At 63.0% G+C, this 17,782-nt stretch carries 13 protein-coding genes; 11 read left to right on the forward strand and 2 right to left on the reverse strand.

Annotated features, from left to right (window positions below; all coding sequences use genetic code 11):
- Window positions 1-365 precede the first annotated feature (365 nt).
- The gene (locus C8267_RS02660; RefSeq protein ID WP_087360945.1) at window positions 366-638 is read right to left on the reverse strand and encodes an HU family DNA-binding protein; all 273 of its coding nucleotides are present in this window, start codon (window positions 636-638) and stop codon (window positions 366-368) included.
- A gap of 569 nt (window positions 639-1,207) precedes the next feature.
- On the opposite strand from C8267_RS02660, the gene C8267_RS02665 reads away from it, so the two are divergent.
- From C8267_RS02665 to C8267_RS02675, 3 genes are all read left to right on the forward strand, one after another.
- Window positions 1,208-2,758 (forward strand): T9SS response regulator signal transducer PorX, encoded by a 1,551-nt coding sequence (locus C8267_RS02665; RefSeq protein WP_106633531.1) that lies wholly within the window; start codon window positions 1,208-1,210, stop codon window positions 2,756-2,758.
- A 224-nt stretch (window positions 2,759-2,982) separates the two neighbouring features.
- The gene (gene tsaE / locus C8267_RS02670; protein ID WP_087361277.1) at window positions 2,983-3,399 is read left to right on the forward strand and encodes a tRNA (adenosine(37)-N6)-threonylcarbamoyltransferase complex ATPase subunit type 1 TsaE; all 417 of its coding nucleotides are present in this window, start codon (window positions 2,983-2,985) and stop codon (window positions 3,397-3,399) included.
- A gap of 352 nt (window positions 3,400-3,751) precedes the next feature.
- Window positions 3,752-4,168, forward strand: a complete 417-nt coding sequence (locus C8267_RS02675; RefSeq protein WP_087360949.1) for an SRPBCC domain-containing protein — start codon at window positions 3,752-3,754, stop codon at window positions 4,166-4,168.
- A 207-nt stretch (window positions 4,169-4,375) separates the two neighbouring features.
- Here C8267_RS02675 and C8267_RS02680 read toward each other — a convergent pair whose 3' ends face one another.
- The gene (locus tag C8267_RS02680; protein WP_106633532.1) at window positions 4,376-4,972 is read right to left on the reverse strand and encodes an NUDIX hydrolase; all 597 of its coding nucleotides are present in this window, start codon (window positions 4,970-4,972) and stop codon (window positions 4,376-4,378) included.
- Window positions 4,973-5,039: 67 nt separating this feature from the next.
- On the opposite strand from C8267_RS02680, the gene C8267_RS02685 reads away from it, so the two are divergent.
- The 8 genes from C8267_RS02685 to C8267_RS02720 all read left to right on the forward strand — a co-directional run bounded on the left by C8267_RS02685 (window position 5,040) and on the right by C8267_RS02720 (window position 17,691).
- On the forward strand, window positions 5,040-7,190 hold the full coding sequence (locus C8267_RS02685) for a S9 family peptidase (RefSeq protein WP_106633533.1): 2,151 nt from the start codon (window positions 5,040-5,042) through the stop codon (window positions 7,188-7,190).
- A gap of 455 nt (window positions 7,191-7,645) precedes the next feature.
- The gene (locus C8267_RS02690) at window positions 7,646-9,514 is read left to right on the forward strand and encodes a fimbrillin family protein (RefSeq protein WP_106633534.1); all 1,869 of its coding nucleotides are present in this window, start codon (window positions 7,646-7,648) and stop codon (window positions 9,512-9,514) included.
- A 12-nt stretch (window positions 9,515-9,526) separates the two neighbouring features.
- Window positions 9,527-10,339, forward strand: a complete 813-nt coding sequence (locus C8267_RS02695) for a DUF4493 domain-containing protein (protein WP_106633535.1) — start codon at window positions 9,527-9,529, stop codon at window positions 10,337-10,339.
- A 15-nt stretch (window positions 10,340-10,354) separates the two neighbouring features.
- Window positions 10,355-12,058 (forward strand): DUF4493 domain-containing protein, encoded by a 1,704-nt coding sequence (locus C8267_RS02700; RefSeq protein WP_106633536.1) that lies wholly within the window; start codon window positions 10,355-10,357, stop codon window positions 12,056-12,058.
- Window positions 12,059-12,081: 23 nt separating this feature from the next.
- Window positions 12,082-14,229 (forward strand): DUF4493 domain-containing protein, encoded by a 2,148-nt coding sequence (locus tag C8267_RS02705; RefSeq protein WP_106633537.1) that lies wholly within the window; start codon window positions 12,082-12,084, stop codon window positions 14,227-14,229.
- Between the two features lie 20 nt (window positions 14,230-14,249).
- Window positions 14,250-15,125, forward strand: coding sequence for a hypothetical protein (locus tag C8267_RS02710; protein WP_106633538.1), 876 nt, complete (start codon window positions 14,250-14,252; stop codon window positions 15,123-15,125).
- A gap of 12 nt (window positions 15,126-15,137) precedes the next feature.
- Window positions 15,138-15,995 (forward strand): hypothetical protein, encoded by an 858-nt coding sequence (locus C8267_RS02715; protein ID WP_106633539.1) that lies wholly within the window; start codon window positions 15,138-15,140, stop codon window positions 15,993-15,995.
- A 4-nt stretch (window positions 15,996-15,999) separates the two neighbouring features.
- The gene (locus tag C8267_RS02720; protein ID WP_106633540.1) at window positions 16,000-17,691 is read left to right on the forward strand and encodes a PCMD domain-containing protein; all 1,692 of its coding nucleotides are present in this window, start codon (window positions 16,000-16,002) and stop codon (window positions 17,689-17,691) included.
- Window positions 17,692-17,782: the final 91 nt, after the last annotated feature.

Here is a 17,782-nt window from a genome sequence, read left to right on the forward strand (position 1 = left end):
TATGGGGCCGCGCTTGGTACATGGAGCGGCGGCAGGCTCCAAAGACGTCGGGAGCCCGTACAGCAATGGTGGAATCGACGGAAGAGCTCCGCGTGCGGTTTCATTGCGAGCCGAACCGCAACGGCTCTTTCGGATTACACCTCCCGCACGGGGAGATGCCTCAGCAGAAAAAACAGGTAAAGCTAAAAGAGCCCGGGGCCCCTTTAGCTTTATCTATCGTTTAGCACAAAGGTGCTACCCTACTTTTTCTTGTGGCGGTTCTTGCGCAGACGCTTCTTACGCTTGTGCGTGGCCATCTTGTGACGCTTATGCTTCTTTCCGTTCGGCATAGTGCTTAAAATTTAAGAGGTTCTTGGATTAATTTGTTATTTCACCTTCGCTGCGAAGCTCTTTGCGGGCTTGAAAGCAGGAATGTTGTGCTCGGGAATGGTGATGGTGGTGTTCTTCGAGATGTTGCGGGCCACCTTCGTTGCGCGCTTCTTGACGATGAAGCTGCCGAAACCGCGCAGGTATACATTATTATTATTGGTCAGCGAAGTCTTGATGCTCTCCATGAAAGCCTCGACGATTGCCTGTACCTGCACCTTCTCAACGCCGGTGCTCTTAGCGATTTCGCTTACGATATCTGCCTTGGTCATATTTCTTATGATATTAAAATTAAGTCCCTTACAGGTTTTCAGACTGCAAATATACATTTAATTTATGTATCTGCCAACAAACCGCCGTTTTTTTTCATTTTTTTCGTTTCGGCAGCCAGATGCCAGCAAGACAGCGGAATAGCAAATATCGGGCAAAAAAATGACCGCTGCCGGAAACGACATCACTCGCGCCTTTCGGGAAGAGTCCGCATCGGCATGCAACCTTCTATTTCACAACTCATTGCTGCGCTACCAGGCAGATTGGCGCCATCCTTGGCCGCAACCCGCTCCGTCCGGTCGTTCGCCCGCGCCGGCGGAACGCCCTCCATGCGCACGCACCGAAAAAGGCAGCACGCCGCCGAGAAAAGATATCGAAAGGAAATTTGAGCGCCGAAAGGAAAGCCGCCGTCTGCACGGCCATCCCGGCGGCCGGACAATCCCCCGCAGCGCCCGAACACCGCCCGGAAGGCACAAGGCCCCTTTCTCCGGACGGGGACTCAATAAATAGCGCGGTTTTTGCGTTAATATGGTAAATATCGCTATTTTTGTAATCCCTAACCGAACGAACTATGGTCAAGATACTCTGGGTCGACGACGAAGTGGAGCTGCTCAAGCCCCACGTGCTCTTTCTCAAGCAGAAAGGCTACGAGGTCGACACCTGCAACAACGGTTACGACGCCATCGACATGGCTGCCGAAGGCTCCTACGACCTCATCATCCTGGACGAGATGATGCCCGGCATGACGGGGCTCGAGACGCTTCCCAAAATCAAGGAGGTGCGCCCCACCACGCCCGTCATCATGGTTACCAAGAGCGAGGAGGAGAACATCATGAACAAGGCCATCGGCTCGAAAATCGCCGACTACCTCATCAAGCCGGTCAACCCCAACCAGGTGCTCCTCTCCATCAAGAAGAACGTCCACTCGCAGCAGCTGGTCACCGAACAGACGACGGCCGACTACCGTTCCGAGTTCGGCCGCATCTCCTCGCAGCTGCAGATGGCCGACTCGTTCGCCGACTGGTGCTCGCTCTACCGCAAGCTGACCACCTGGGAAATCGAGCTCTCGGAGTCGAGTGACCAGAGCATCAGGGAGGTGCTCACCTACCAGAAGAGCGAAGCCAACCAGGAGTTCTCGAAGTTCGTCCGCCGCAACTACTACAACTGGATTAACCGCCGCGACGAGCAGTCGCCCGTCATGTCGCACATGCTCATGCGCACGAACATCTTCCCCGTGGTGGACGAACACCCCAAGACGACGCTGATGCTCATCGACAACTTCCGCTACGACCAGTGGCGGTCGATTTCGTCGCTGCTGCGCGGCTACTACGACGTGGTGCTCGACGACTTCTACTGCGCGATTCTCCCCACGGCGACCCAGTATGCGCGCAACGCGATTTTCGCCGGTCTGATGCCGCTCGCCATCGACAAGCTGATGCCCGACAAGTGGCTCAACGACAACGAGGAGGGGGGCAAGAACCAGTACGAGGAGGAGTTCCTGCGCCGGCTGATGACGCGCAACGGCAAGAACTGGAAGCTGTCGTTCGACAAGCTGGTCCGTCCCGAGCAGGGGCGCAAGCTGGTGGACAACATCCAGAAGGTCTACGACGCCGACTTTTCGGTCATCGTCTACAACTTCCTCGACATCCTCTCGCACGCCCGCACCGAGACGGACATCATCCGCGAGCTGACCGAGGATGAGGCGGCATTCCGTTCGCTCACCCGTTCGTGGTTCGAGCACTCGGACATCTTCACCATGCTCAAGCTGCTGGCCGAGCGCCGGCACACGGTCATCATCACCTCGGACCACGGCACCATCCGCGTCGACAATCCGGTGAAGGTGACGGGCGACCGCGAAACGTCGGCCAACCTGCGCTACAAGACGGGGCGCAACCTGGCCTACAACTCGCGCGAGGTATACGAGGTGCAGCGCCCGGAGGATATCCAGCTGCCGTCGAGCAACCTCACCTCGAGCTACATCTTCGCCTACAACAGCGACTTTTTGGTCTACAACAACGACGCCAACCGCCACATCCGCTACTACCGCAACACGTTCCAGCACGGCGGCATCTCGATGGAGGAGATGATTGTCCCCTACATCGTGCTGAGGCCCAAGCTGTAGACGCCCGGGCCGAAAGCGGAGACAGGATCCGGAGACAGAAGCCGGGAACAAGGCTGAAAACCGGGAGCCGGAGACGGGAGCCAAGAGCCGGAAACGGGAGGCCCGAGCCGGCACGGAGGCCGGAAGAGGCGTACGGAGGGGTGCGCCACGGACCGGAAACCGGCAAACGCAACAGGCCGGCAACATATTAACAACAACAGACAACACATACGCAAAAGATAATGATGAAAACCATTCACATCACCTCGCAGGAGGACCTGGGCGAGGTAGCCGACGCCGTCATCGAGATGCTCGGACGCCGCCGCGTGGTCGCCTTCCGCGGCGGCATGGGTGCCGGCAAGACCACCCTCATCCGCGAAATCGTCGCCCGCCTGGGTTCGGAGGATACGGTGACCAGCCCCACCTTCGCCATCATCAACCAGTACTCGGTTCCCTCGGGCAAGCGCATCTTCCACTTCGACTTCTACCGCATCAACGACATCCGCGAAGCCTACGACTTCGGCTACGAGGAGTACTTCTATTCGGGGGACCTCTGTCTGGTGGAGTGGCCCGAGAAAATCGAGTCGCTGCTGCCCGAAGATACGATGAACGTGCGCATCACGGTCGACGACGACCAGAGCCGCACCTTCGAAATCGACTGACGTCGGAGCGGCAGCCCCGACCTCCACAGCTCCGGCTTTCGCACCGCGCGGCGCACCTTGTTGTGCCGCATGCACCCTGCTCCCCATGACGGCGGGCCCCGCAATGGGGTCCGCCGCTCTGTTTCGCTTGCCGCTCCTACGCCGGTGCATTGCCCTCCCGAAGGCGTGGTGCAGCCACGCGGCAGGCGGCAACGGCCGTCCCCGAGGTAGAAGGCGGAATACGCTCCGAAAAAGTACATTTTCGCTTGGCGCTGCAGCCGCCTTTTCGTATATTTGCCGCCGATTCGGGCCGCAGACGAAACCATTCGGCCCGCAAACGAGCAAAACAGAACCTTACAACACACACCTATCCATGCAGGAATACATCTCCAAACAGCATCAGATTCTCCGCCCCGCGGAGCAGATTTACGCCGTCATCAGCCGTTTCGACAACCTCACCCCCGCCCTGGCCGACCGGGTCGAGGAGTGGCAGGCCACCGAAGACACCTGTTCGTTCAAGGCCAAGGGCTTCACCGTGAAGCTCCGCATGGCCGAGCGCGAGGCGCCGAAAAAAGTGAAGATTGTGGGCGACGACGGCGGCGTGCCGATGGACTTCGCCTTCTGGATTCAGCTGCATCCGGTCGCCGAGAACGACACCCGCATGCGGCTGGTGCTCCACATCGAGCTCAACATGATGATGCGGATGATGATTGGCTCGAAGCTGCAGGGTGCCATCGACCAGATTGCCGAGGGCATCGCCCGCGCCATGAACAGCGCGCCGCAGTTCTGAGCCCCGCCCCGGCCGCGGCATCGGCCTCAACGAGGAGGCTGTCGCAGGAGTCGTTACAAAACGAGCGGTCCGCTCCCGACTGGGGAGCGGACCGCTCGTTGTATGTTGAAGTCTGACGCCGCGGCGGCAGGCAATTAGGGTACCCGGACAGTCGGGGTACCGGGCGCCGGCAGCAACGTGCCGGCAGCAGCGCACCGGGCCGGTGCACTACCCCATCATGGCGCGGGCCACGCAGCGAATCGTCGGGAAGGAGTCGCGCAGATGAAGCTCCGCCTCGGCGGCATTGCACCACGCCACGCGGTCGATGCCCTCCTCGGTCTGGGGCGAAGGGGTGCCGCCGTCGAGTGCGTGCAGCTCGTACCACGAGGTGCGCTTGAGCTCCCACTTGCCGTAGAGGTTATAGGCGTGGTAGGTCCGGCAGAGCGGCCGCACCACCTCGCAGCGGACACCCGTCTCCTCGGCCACCTCGCGCACGGCGCAGTCGGGCAGCTCCTCGTAGGGCTCCAGGTGCCCCTTGGGCAGGTCCCAGCGCCCGTTGCGGTGAATCATCAGCCACTCGCCGCGGCCGTTCACCGCAATGCCGCCCGCCGCCTCGACCGGAAGGAACTCCTCGGCAAAGCGGAGGAAGGCCCCCTCGGGGTCGTCCGAAAGGATGGCCACGCTGTTGTTCGTTTCGAGAATTTTCAGTATCTTGGCACGTGAAACGGCCGTTCCCTTTTCCAGAATCACGTCGCACGAGGCCCCCACGGGGAGCTCGCCGGCAAAAAGTACGGACTTGTCCGCAAAGAAAAGCGTTCGCGTCATTGCAGGAATTTTGACACAAAAATAGAAATTTTATTTCAAACTCAATCAATCAGGAAACCGTAAGGAAATGAAAAAATTGCTCCTCATGACAGTCGTCGCAGCAATCGGCCTGAGCGGTTGCGACCAGCAGGCGTCGCAAAGCGCGGCCACCGACAACGCCCTCACGCCCGAAGAAATCGAGGCGGGCATTCTCACCCCCGAGGTGATGTGGAAAATGAAACGCGCGGGCTCCTCGTCGCTCTCGCCCGACGGCACGCGGCTGCTCTATGCCCAGACCGTGTACGACATGGCCGAGAACCGGGGCACGACCTCGCTCTACGTCGAAGAGATGGATTCGAAGCAGGTCAAGTGCCTTGCAGAGGGCTCCTCGCCGCGCTGGAATGCCGACGGCAGCCGGATTTACTTCCTCTCGGAGCGCAGCGGCTCGTCGCAGGTATGGGTGATGGATGCCGACGGCTCGAACGCCCGTCAGGTGACCGGGCTGCAGGAGGGAGCTCCCGCCGTCGAGGGCTTCGGCATCAGCCCCGACGAGCAGCACATCTGGTGGGTGCAGCAGGTGCAGGTGGCCGACCGCCGCTCCTCCGACGTGCACCGCGACATGCCCAAGTCGAAGGCACGCATCTACGACGACCTGATGGCCCGCCACTGGGACTACTGGGACGAGGGGAGCTACCGCCACATCTTCGTGGGCGAGCTCGCCGACGGCAAGGCCTCCGAGGGTGTCGACATCCTCGGCCCCGAGGCGGCGTGGGACGCCCCGCTGGCCCCCTACTTTGACATGGCCGAGATTGCATGGAACAACGCCGGCACCCGGCTGGCCTACACCTGCAAGCCGCTGACGGGCATGCGCTACGCCGTTTCGACCGACTCGGACATCTTCGTCTACGACCTGGCCTCGGGCACGACGCAGAACATCTGCAAGCCGGACAGCGTCAACTATCCCGGCGGGCTGACCATCCAGTCGAACGAGCTCCCGGGCTACGACAAGTATCCCGTCTGGTCGCCCGACGACCGCTACATCGCCTTCCTCTCGCAGCGGCGTGCCGGCAACGAGTCGGACAAGGCGCGGCTCTTCCTCTACGACACCACGACGGGCGCCATGACGGACCTCACCACCGAGTTCGACTACAACGCCCAGAACGTCGTCTGGGAGGATGCCTCGACGCTGCTCTTCGTGGCGCCCATCGAGGCGACGCACCAGATTTGCCGTGTGCGGCTCACCGACGAGGGGCACTCGCCCGTGGAGGTGCTCACGCGGGGCGACCACGACCTGACGTCCTTCTCGACGGGCGGCGGCCGCGCGGTGGCCGAGCGTGCCACCATCTCGTCGGCCCCCGAGTTCTTCGAGGTGAGCCTCTCGGACGGTTCGCTCACTCAGATTTCGGAAATCAACCGCGACATCTACGACCACATCCGCATGGGCGAGGTGCAGAAGCGCTGGGTGAAGACCACCGACGGCAAACAGATGCTCACGTGGGTCATCCTCCCGCCCGACTTCGACCCCGCGAAGAAGTATCCCGTGCTGCTCTACTGCGAGGGCGGCCCGCAGAGCGTCGTCTCGAACGGCTGGAGCTACCGCTGGAACTTCCAGCTGATGGCCGCCCGGGGCTACATCGTCGTGGCGCCCAACCGCCGCGGCGTACCCTCGTTCGGACAGGAGTGGCTCGACCAGATTTCGGGCGACTACTCGGGACAGAACATCCGCGACTATCTGGCTGCCATCGACGACGTGGCACGCGAGCCGTGGGCCGATGAGACGCGCATGGGCTGCGTGGGCGCCTCGTACGGCGGCTATTCGGTCTACTTCCTGGCCGGCTGCCACGAGCACCGCTTCAAGGCCTTCATCGCCCACTGCGGCATCTTCGACTTCGACTCGATGTACGGCGAGACCGAAGAGCTGTGGTTCGTCAACAACGACTACGGAGGCGCCTACTGGGAGAAGTCGAACGCCACGGCGCAACGCTCCTACGCCAACTCGCCCCACAAGTTCGTCAGCAAGTGGGACACGCCGATTCTCATCATCACGGGCGAATACGACTTCCGCATCCCCTACACACAGTCACTCGAGGCCTTCACCGCCGCACGGCTGCAGGGGGTTCCGGCCCGGCTCGTCGAGTTCGAGGATGAGGCGCACCAGGTCTTCAAGCCCCAGAACTCGATGGTCTGGAACCGCGAATTCTTCGGCTGGCTCGACAAGTACGTCAAGCAGCAGCAATAGAGCCGGCGGCCGGTACGAACCGGTTGCGGCAACCGAACAAGGCCTGTCCCGCGAGGGGCGGGCCTTTTTTGCGGCCGATTCAGAGACGGCTGTCAGATGCCGCAGCCGAACGCCGGAGTCGGAACAACGGAGCGCGGCAGAGAGGCGGGACGAGGCGGACGGGACAAACGTGACGGGGCGAACGAAACGAAACGGTGGCGGGAACGAACGGGGTGGAATAAAGCCGGGCAGACGGAGCAAAGCCCCCGCATGCCAAAACGAACAATATTGGACCATCGGGCTAAAAAGAGTGTCCGAAAGGAGGGCTTTTCTGCTCCAAAATTCTTTTTCCGCGAAGGAGAAAAACGGGAAAAATCGGGGCGTTCATGATGAAAATCGGGGTGTTCGTTGAAATTATTTTCCCGTGAAGGGCGATATGACTATTTTTGCATACAGTCAATAAAAGACAGATTTCTATGCGAATACACTCCCGGACAATCCTGCTGGCACTCGCCGTGCTGGCGCTCGGTTGCTCGAAAGAGGAGAGCGGCGGAGCATCTTCCGACCGGCTCATCACCGCCACCGTAGGCTCCGGCCCGCAGATTGAAGTGAAGCCCATGACCGAACTGGGCGACGACGGCATCTCGGTCCGCTGGTCGACGGGCGACAAAATCGCCCTGTGGGCCTTCAACGCCGAGGGCGAAGCGACGCTCTCTGGCTCGGAGTTTGCCCTCTGGCACTACAACCAGGAGTACGGCGACGCCAAATTCACGGCACAAATCGAACCCATGGCCGAAGGGAGCTACGACTACTGCGCCCTCTCGCCCGTACCTGCATCGGTAAGCGGCACGACCGCCTCCTACGTCATCGCGTCGGAGCAGAACGGCCGCTTCGACGGCCGTCACGACGTGATGGTGGCCACCCCGGTACAGGGCGCCGGCGCCCTGCAGGAGGGCGACAACAGCGAGCAGGTCAACTTCCGCTTCAAGCACAAGGTACACGTCCTGAAAATCGACATCGCCTCCAACGCTCTGGGCGAGCCGATTGAGGCGCTCGAGCTGACCTTCCCGCGCGCCGTAGTCGGAACGATGAACATCGACCTACGCGACGCCGGGGCTGCCCCGTCGCTCACGGGCGGTGCCGTCAAGCTGACGCTGCGCCCGGAACAGGCGGTCGATGCGGGGAGCACGCTGGTGGCCATCATCGCCCCGGCCGACTTCACCACCGAGGAGGAGATTCGCATCAAGGCCATCAGCCGCAACTACGAATCCGTCGAGGCACGCATGCCGGGCAAGAGCTTTGCCGAGGGGCACACCACCCCCATCCGGCTCCATGTGCCCGAGGCAGACATGAGCGGCACGCGTCTGCGCTTCTCGCTCAACGGCACGGGCGAAGAGACGCTCGGCGAACCCGTGCAGCGCTTCACGCTGACCGCCCCCGAGGGGATGGACCTTGGCGACGGTAGCAACACGCACACCTTCACGGTCGGAGAGGAGCCCTGCGACCTGCTGCTCCGCGAGCTGCCCGAAGGCATTTCGGGCGCCGCCTTCACCGTCACCTTCGAGTCGGAGAACGCGCTGCTCACCCGCTCGTTCGTCATGCCGCAGATTATCCCCTTCCAGACCAACGTCATCCCGGCATTCGACATCCCCTACCTGCTCTTCGAGGACTTTTCGTCGCTCAACCAGACTACCGGCGAGTCGGACAACCCGGGTGTCGGCGGCACCGACGTCGTCTCGGGCGACCGCACGGGCATCGACCTGAGCCAGTGGGGCCTCTCGACGCAGGGATGGACCGGCAGCCGCATCGGCGTCGAGGCGGGAGGCGCCGGCAGCGCCAACGGTGCGGTGCGCATCTGCGCCCGCGTCGAGAACCAGCAGATTGCCTCGAACACCTACAACGCCCGTCTTGATTCGGCCCCCCTGGGCGGCATCAAGGAAGGCAAGAGCCCCTCGGTGCGCGTCACCTACAACTACAAGGGCGGACGCTGGTCGATGAAGATGCGCCTGTCGTGGGTCCAGCTCGTCGACGACGGGCCCGGCAACGGCACGGCCGTCTACAGCTACGGCTACACCGACGTGCAGGGCTTCCAGGCCGGCTCGGTAGCCATCCCCAACCTGGTCGAGAGCAACGTCGTGCTGCCCGCAACCGAGGGCGCCGACCGCAACCAGAACCAGACCTACGACGGCATCTCCTATGAGAACTCGTTCGTCATCCCGGCAGCCACCAGCCTTACGCGCGCCTCGTGGAGCGTCAGCTCGACGATGAACGACGCCCCCATTTTCGGCGCCAACGGCAACTTCTGGCTCTACATCGACAACGTCAAGGTATCCATCGTACACTAAACGCCGCTGCACATGAAACGACTTCTCATCATACTCTCCGCCGCCGCGCTCACAGCCGGCGCCGGATGTTCGAACAACGAACCGGCGGCTTCGGCCGGGGGCTACGGCCGCCTGGAGCTGCACTGCACGCCGAGCAACGACATCGTCGCGGGTGTCTCGACCCGCGCGGAGGCCCCCGCGGGCGAGGAGTTCGCGCTCCGCATCACGGGCACGGACTACGACCGCAGCTGGGAGACGCTCGCCGCCTTTGCGTCGGCCGACGAGCTCTTCGCCAAGGGAAGCTACAAGGCCACCGTAACATGGGGCGACCCCACGCAGGAGGGCTTCGGCAAGCGCTGCTACGCCGGTGAGCGGGAGTTCGAAATCCAGCCCCGCCAGACCACCGAGGAGCACATCACCGCCACGGTGGCCAACTCGCAGGCGCTCGTCCGCACCACGGAGCAGTTCCGCAAATACTTCCACGACGCCCGCTTCAGCGTCACCACGGGGTCGTCCAACACCTTCGAGTTCACCTTCGAGGGGGGCGGCAGCGACCCGGACCAGACCGACCCGCTCTGCGTGGCGGCCTCCACGTCGCTCGCCGTCAACGGCACGGCACGGCGCCAGAGCGCAACGGGCACCGACTCGGGCCGTGAGGTCAACTTCCCCGAGCAACGGCTCGAGGCCACCACGCCCCGCACGCGCCACATCTTCGAGTACGACGCGGCCGATGCCGGCAGCGCCACGCTCAACATCTACATCGGGGTGGACGAAGAGGGCAACGACCTGCTCGTCGAGACCCGCGTCATCGAGGTGGAACTCAACGACGACTCCATTCAGCAATAAAACATGAGACTCCATATGCGAATTCTTACCCAATGCCTTGCGATGCTCTCCAGCGCGGCGCTTCTGGCCGGATGCGTCAACGAAGAGCCCAACTACGCCAAGAAGCCCGATTCGGGCAACGGCATCCCGACCGAGGTGGGCTACCTGAGCCTGAGCGGTCTGGAGATGAAGGTGATTTACGACGGCGAGACCGAGACCATGCCCGACGACACGGCCGACGCCTCCGCAACGCGGGCCGCGACGCCCCAGGTCGACGACTTCATCGTCGAGGTGGTCAACGCCCGCGGCGAATCGGTCGCCAGCAAAAGCTACGCCGAGTGGAAGGCCGCGGAGCGGAACGAACTCCCGGTGGGCAGCTACACGCTCAAGGTCCGCTCGCAGGAGCAATTCCCCGACGTGGAGTGGGAAGCGCCCGTATATGCCGCCTCGAAGGATTTTGTCATCGAGCGCGAGCAGACCACCACGCTCGACGACATCACCTGCACGCTGGCCAACATCAAGGTGACGATGCTCTTCTCGGCCGACCTGGCCGACATGCTGAGCAACGACACGAAGGCCGTCATCTCGCTGGGTGACAAGAGCATGGAATTCGGCAAGAAGGAGACCCGCGCGGCCTACTACCTGCCCGAGAAGGAGCTCAACACGCTCGAATTCCAGCTCACGGGCTCGTTTGCCGACACGGGCAAGCCCGTCACGCTGAACAAGAGCATCCCGAACGTCAAGGCGGGACAGTGGCGCAAAATCACGCTCGTCATCGAGTGGGCCGACAAGGGCGACGTGGTCTTCGACATCGAGGTCGACAACTTCGTGCTCGACGAGACGGTCGAGGTGAACGGCACCGACGGACTCTGGGAGGAGGTCATCGGCGGCGACGCACCGGAGGACGCCCCCGCCATCGTATGGGAGGGTCAGGAGCTCTCGCAGCCCTTCACGCTCACCGACGCGATGTTCGACCAGACGGGCAACTGCACCGTGCCGTTCCGCTTCAAGGTGACGGCCCCCGGAGGGCTCACCTCGCTGGGCGTGGCCATCGACTCGGACAACGCCTCGCTGCTCGAGGTGCTCGACCGCATCCAGCTGCCCCGCAGCTTCGACCTCTGCACGCTCGACGCCTCGTCGACGGCCGGAGCCGTGCTGACGAGCTTCGGACTGCCGCTGGGCAGCCAGGTGGTGGGCCAGCAGGCACTCACGCTCGACATCACGCGCCAGATTCCGCAACTCTACACATACGCCGGCACCCACACCTTCGCCCTGACGCTGGGCGACGCCGCCGGGAAGACGACGCAGGCGACGCTGACCCTCGTGGTGAAGAAGGGCGGCACGCAGACGGGTCCCGTCATCACGTGGCGCGGCTACAACATCGACCAAAGCTATGACCTGTCGGCCGACATGACCATCGTCGTCGACATCGAGTCGGAGAACGGCATCAAGGCCTTCGAGGTGAACATCGACTCGGAGGTGCTCGCCCCGATGCTCGGTGCGGTGGGCATTCCCGAGACGTTCGACCTCTGCACGGTCGACGGCGCGCTGGCCGAGACGCTCCAAAGCTTCGGCTTCAAGACCGGCAGCGACGTCACCTCGCCCATGTCGTTCGACATCACGCAGTTTGTCAGCATCCTGATGATGATGGATGCCGGCGAGCACAAGTTCCACCTGGCGGTGACCGACGACAACGGCGTCACGACGCGCAAGACCCTCCATCTGATTAACCGGAAGTAATTCCACACAAACGAACGACTGCGATGAAACATCTCATTCTATATGTTGCGGCGCTTGCGGGGCTGCTCCTCGGCGGAGGCTCCTGCTCGAAGGAGCAGACGGCCGGAGGCACGGAGGGGTACGGCCGCGTGGAGATGGCGCTCTCGACCACGCGCAGCGACGAGGGGGGATACGACCCCTTCGAGCACCTTGCGGTCCGCATCTACAACGCCGACGGCGGGCTCATCCGCCAATACGACTCGCAGGAGGCGCTCCCCTCCTCGCTCGAGCTGCTGGCGGGCGACTACCGCATCGAGGTGGAGCTGGGCGAAGAGCTTCCGGCCTCGTTCGACGCCCGCTGCTACCGGGGCGCCGAGTCCTTCACCGTCACGGCGGGCCAGACGTCGCGCGTCGACGTGGAGTGCCGCCTGCGGAACACCGTCGTCGAGGTCAGCTACGACCCCACAGTGGCCAAGAACTTCAACGAGGGCTACCTCACGTGGGTTGCCGCGGGTGACAAGCTCGACCCGACGGCTGCCGAAGAGGGCTCCCTCGCGGCGCTGCGCTTCACCGAAAGCGGCACGGGCTACCTGCTGCTGCCCGAGGGGGTGACCTCGCTCAGCTGGCTCTTCCGCGGCGAACACCCCGAGAAGGGGCTCATCGAGAAGTCGGGACGCATCGACGACGTGAAGGCCGCCGGCAAGTACCAGCTCTCGTTCCGCTACTCGGAGGACTTGCCGGGCTTCATCGACTTCACGCTCACGGTCGACACCTCGACCGACGACCACGACGATACGATTATCTTCAGCCCCGACCCCACCATCACGGGCGACGGCTTCGACATGAAGGCGGTCCAGAAGTACACCTCGGGCGAGCGCCGCTTCCTCATCACCTCGATGGGTGCGCTCTCGTCGACGACGCTGCGCGTGGGTGACGCGCAGTACGACCTGCTCCACCCCACCGAGCCGGGCATCACCGCGCAGCTCACCTCCGAAACGTCACTCACGGTGACCCTCGGCGAGGAGTTCCTCTCGCAGCTGCCGGCCGGCAGCCAGACGCTCACCTTCGACATCGACGACGAGGATGGCGGCCACCTCACCGCCACGAGCGAGTTCCGCTTCGAGGGGCTCATCATGGTTGGCGAGGGCGACTACGACCTCTGGAACAACACGATGACGCTGCGCGCAATGGTCTTCGACGACCACACCCCCGCTGTGCGCTTCTCGCTGCGCCGCACCCGGGCCAACGGCGAGCCGGTGAGCGAGGAGTGGCAGCAGCTCGACGGCAGCCGTACGGGCGAGGACCTCTACACGGCCACCTTCGCCCCGCAATGGAACGAATCGAACAACGAGGGTGGACTCTCCGTCTACACCCCGGCGGCCGGCAGCGGCATCTTCGCCAATGCAGAGTACGCCTACGCCGTCACGCTCGACGGAACGCCCCGCGGCGAGGGCTCGTTCACGACCTCGACCACACAGAGCATCCCCGACGGCGGGATGGAGAGCGCATCGCTCCCCTGCTTCGGTGTCGAGATAAGCAGCAACTCGTCGTTCTGGGCCAGCGGCAACAACTCCTTCGCCAAGACGCTCTGCTCGCAGGGCACCTTTGCGGGAATGGGCGGCTCGTACTGCGCCAAGCTCGCCTCGTCGTCGCCTCCGCTGGTGGGTCTGGCCGCCGGCAACCTCCTCTCGGGCCTCTTCTACAAGGACGGTCTGACCACCGGCGTGGTGGAGTTCGGACAGCCCTACACCTGGCAGGCGCGGCCGCGTGCCATGCGCGTGAAGTACCACGCCACGGTCGGCATCGTCAACAACGACAAGGGCTACGCCGGACCGCCCATCAAGAGCGGCGACCAGGACCGCGCCACCATCTACGCCTGCATCGTCGACTGGAGCGCCCGCCACAAGGTATCGTCGGGCACCAGCGCCCCGACCGGCGCCTGGAACCCCACGACCATGCAGAGCACCGACGAGGGGGCCATCATCGGCTACGCGATGCTGACGCTCGACGGCAACACCGAGGGTGACGCCATGCTCACGCGCGACATCGAGTTCCACTTCTACGACCGCACGGCTCGCCCCTCGGGCAAATACGCCATCGTCATCTCCTGCTCGGCCAACGCCTACGGCGAGTACATGCTCGGCTGCACGTCGAACGTACTCTACGTCGACGACTTCGAATGGGTTTACTAACGACACAAACGCACGCATCCATGCGCATACTGACATACTCACTGCTGCTCGCGCTCGCGGCGCTGCTGGGCACGACCCCGGCGCTCCGGGCCCAGGAGCCGCACCGCAACCCGCTTGCAGCGGCCGAAGAGACGGCCGCCGAGGAGATGGCCTCCGAGGAGGCCGCCGACGCCCGGACGACCCAAAAGACCGAGCTGCGCCCCATGACCATCAACGAGAAGCGCCGGCAGCGCGGCCTGACCGACACGCACAACCTCTTCGTGCCGCGCGGACAGTGGATTTTCGGTGGTACGGCCTCCTACTCGGCCCACTCGAACGACTCGTACCGCTTTCTGGTCATCGAGGGCATCGAATCCGAGGGCTACACCTTCCGCATCAGCCCGATGGTGGCCTACGCCTTCCGCAACAACATGGCGCTCGGCGCACGTTTCGCCTACGGGCGCACGCTGCTCAAGCTCGACAAGGCCAACCTGAGCCTCGGCGATGAGGATTCGGGCATCAACCTCCAGGCCAAGGATTTCTACTCGCTCAAGCACTCCTACACCATCTCGGCCATCTGGCGGCAGTACATCCCGCTGGGGCGCAGCAAGCGCTTCGCGCTCTTCAACGAGACGCAGCTCTCGGTGGGCGGTTCGCAGGCCCGCTTTGCCAACGACTCGCCCGTGAAGGGCACCTACGAGACGGGCTACTCGCTCTCGCTGGGCTTCTCGCCCGGTATCGTGGCCTTCGCAACGAACAACATGGCCGTCGAGGTGAATGTCGGCGTGATGGGTATCTCCTACTCCCACACCAAGCAGGTCCACAACCAGGTGACCGTCGGCAAACGCTCGGCAAGCATGATGAACTTCAAGGTCAACATCTTCTCGATTGGCCTCGGCATGGCCTTTTACCTCTAAAACGGCACGCGCATGAAAAAGACGATACTCTTCACGATTCTGACCCTCTTCACCCTGCTCGGCGCAACGGCCGAAACGGTGCCCGATGCCGCAAGGCCCGCAGCGGAAGATTCGCTGCGGATGTCGGGTGCCGAAGCCGGCAAGACGAAGCGGCACTTCCTCCCCACGCGCCGGCGCATCGACCGTGAAATCAACAAGCTGAAGTTCGCCTACAAGGGCGAGGTGATGATGGGCCTTACGGCCTCGTACGGCACCCTGACGAGCGACGACACCGACTTCATGATTATCCTCGACAACATCAACGCCGACGGTACGATGGCCTCGGTGCGCCCCTTCGCCGGCTACTTCTACCGCGACAACCGCTGCATCGGCGTCCGCTTCGGATACACGCACATCGACGGAACGCTCAACAACATGCGCTTCGACATGGGCGAATCGAACGACATCTCGGCCGAGATTCCCTATGTCAACCTGCAGAGCGACAACTACTCCTTCGGTCTGTTCCACCGCTCCTACGCCGGATTGGACCCCAAGGGGCGCTTCGGCCTCTTTGCCGAGTTCGAACTCTCGTTCTCGACCGGCAACACGCAGTTCGCCTACGAGACGAGCGGCCAAATCAAGCGCACCTACAGCGAGAACTCGCAGCTCAAGCTGGGCTTCAACCCCGGCGCGGCAGTCTACATCTTCCCCAACGTCTGCGCCACCATCTCATTCGGACTGGGCGGCATCCAGTACACCAACGTGACGCAGAAGGATGCCGACGGCAACAAAATCGGCTCGCGCCAGTCGTCGAACATGAAGTTCAAGCTCAACATATTCTCCATCAATTTCGGAATGACCATCCACCTGTGGGACAAGAAAAAGTTATAATAGGATGAGATTGAAAAGATACCTGACCGCCCTGCTGGCCGCAGCGGCCCTGCTGGCGCAGTCGTGCATCAAGAACGACATACCCTACCCCGAGGTCGAAATCAACATCACGGGGGTCGAGGGGCGCGGGGTCACCGTCGCGTCGATTGACGTGACGACGCGGACCGTCACCCTCTCGCTCGAGGAGCAGACCGACATGGGCGCCGTCGAAATCGACAAGGTGACGCTCGGCGTGGTCTCGCACAGCACAAGCCTGACGAACGAGGAGCTGCTCGCCCAGGTGCGCTCGTCGCGCGAGCTGACCGGCACGTTCGACCTCCGCACGCCGCTCTACGTGACGCTGTCGCTCTACCAGAGTTTCGAGTGGAGCATCGTGGCCGAGCAGAACATCGAGCGCCGCTTCAGCGTGGCGGGACAAATCGGAGCGTCGCAGTTCGACGTGCCCAACCGCACGGTGGTGGCCAACGTACCCCAGGGAACGGACCTCAGCGCGCTGCAGGTCAACGAACTCAAGCTCGGACCGGCCGACATCACCACCTACTCGCCGACGCTCGAAGAGCTCTCGGGAACGAGCTTCGAGACGGTGCGCTTCGTCGACGTCACCTGCTTCGGGCAGACCGAGCGGTGGATTCTCCACGTCGTTCCCGTCGACGTGACGGTCATGCTGACACAGGTCGACGCCTGGAGCAAGGTCATCTGGCTCTACGGCGCCGGTGTCGAGGGGCGCAAGATGGGCTTCCGCTACCGTGTGAAGGGGTCGGAGGAGTGGCTGGAGGTGCCCGACGTCGAGGTCGACGGCGGCAGCTTCAAGGCCCGCCTCAAGGCCGAGGCCGAGACCGACTACGAGGTGGTGGCCTATGCCGACGACGACCTGTCGGAGCCCCGCAGCGTCCGCACCGAGGCGACCTGGACACTCCCCAACGGTGGCTTCGAGGAGTGGACGGCGCCCGACCTCAACATCACCCCCAAGCGCAAATACTGGCTGCCCTACCTGCTCGACGGCGGGACACCCTTCTGGGATACGGGCAACAAGGGTTCGACGACACTCAGCGAGTCGGACAACATCTCGATTCCCGAGAACAACCCGCGGCCCGGTTCGACGGGCACCCGCTCGGCACACCTCACCTCGAAGTGGGTGGTGCTGAAGTTCGCGGCCGGAAACCTCTTCACGGGCGAGTACTTCGCCACGAAGGGAACCAACGGCGTGGTGGGATTCGGCCGCCCGTGCGGCTACCGTCCGACGGCACTCCACGGATGGGTTAAGTTCAAGGGGGGCAAAATCAACCGCGTGGGCAGCGTTCCGGTCGGTGTGGACATCCAGCAGGGTGTGACCGACGACAACGGCATCATCTACATCGCGCTGGGTACGTGGACCCCCGAGAAGTACGGTGTCTGGGTCGACTACATCACGCGCGACTTCTACGGTACGAACGACGTTCCGATTGCCGTCTACACGGGTGACAAGAGTTCGTTCTTCAATGCGCAGGGGCCCGACGTAGTGGGCTACGGCGAGAAGGTGATGGTGGAGAACATCGACGAATGGACCGAGTTCACCATCCCGATTGAGTACACCTCGACGGACCGCGTGCCGACCCACATCCTCATCGTCTGCTCGTCGTCGCGCTGGGGCGACTACTTCACCGGCTGCGACAAGAGCGAACTGTGGGTGGACGACTTCGAACTCATCTACGACTGATGCGGCCCGAGGCCGCAGCCATACCGAGCCCGGTAACCCGACGGTCACCGGGCTTTTTCTTGCCTCTGAGGGCCGAAGAGGCGACATGGGG

Source organism: Alistipes sp. Marseille-P5061, assembly GCF_900290115.1.
GTDB lineage: Bacteria > Bacteroidota > Bacteroidia > Bacteroidales > Rikenellaceae > Alistipes > Alistipes excrementigallinarum.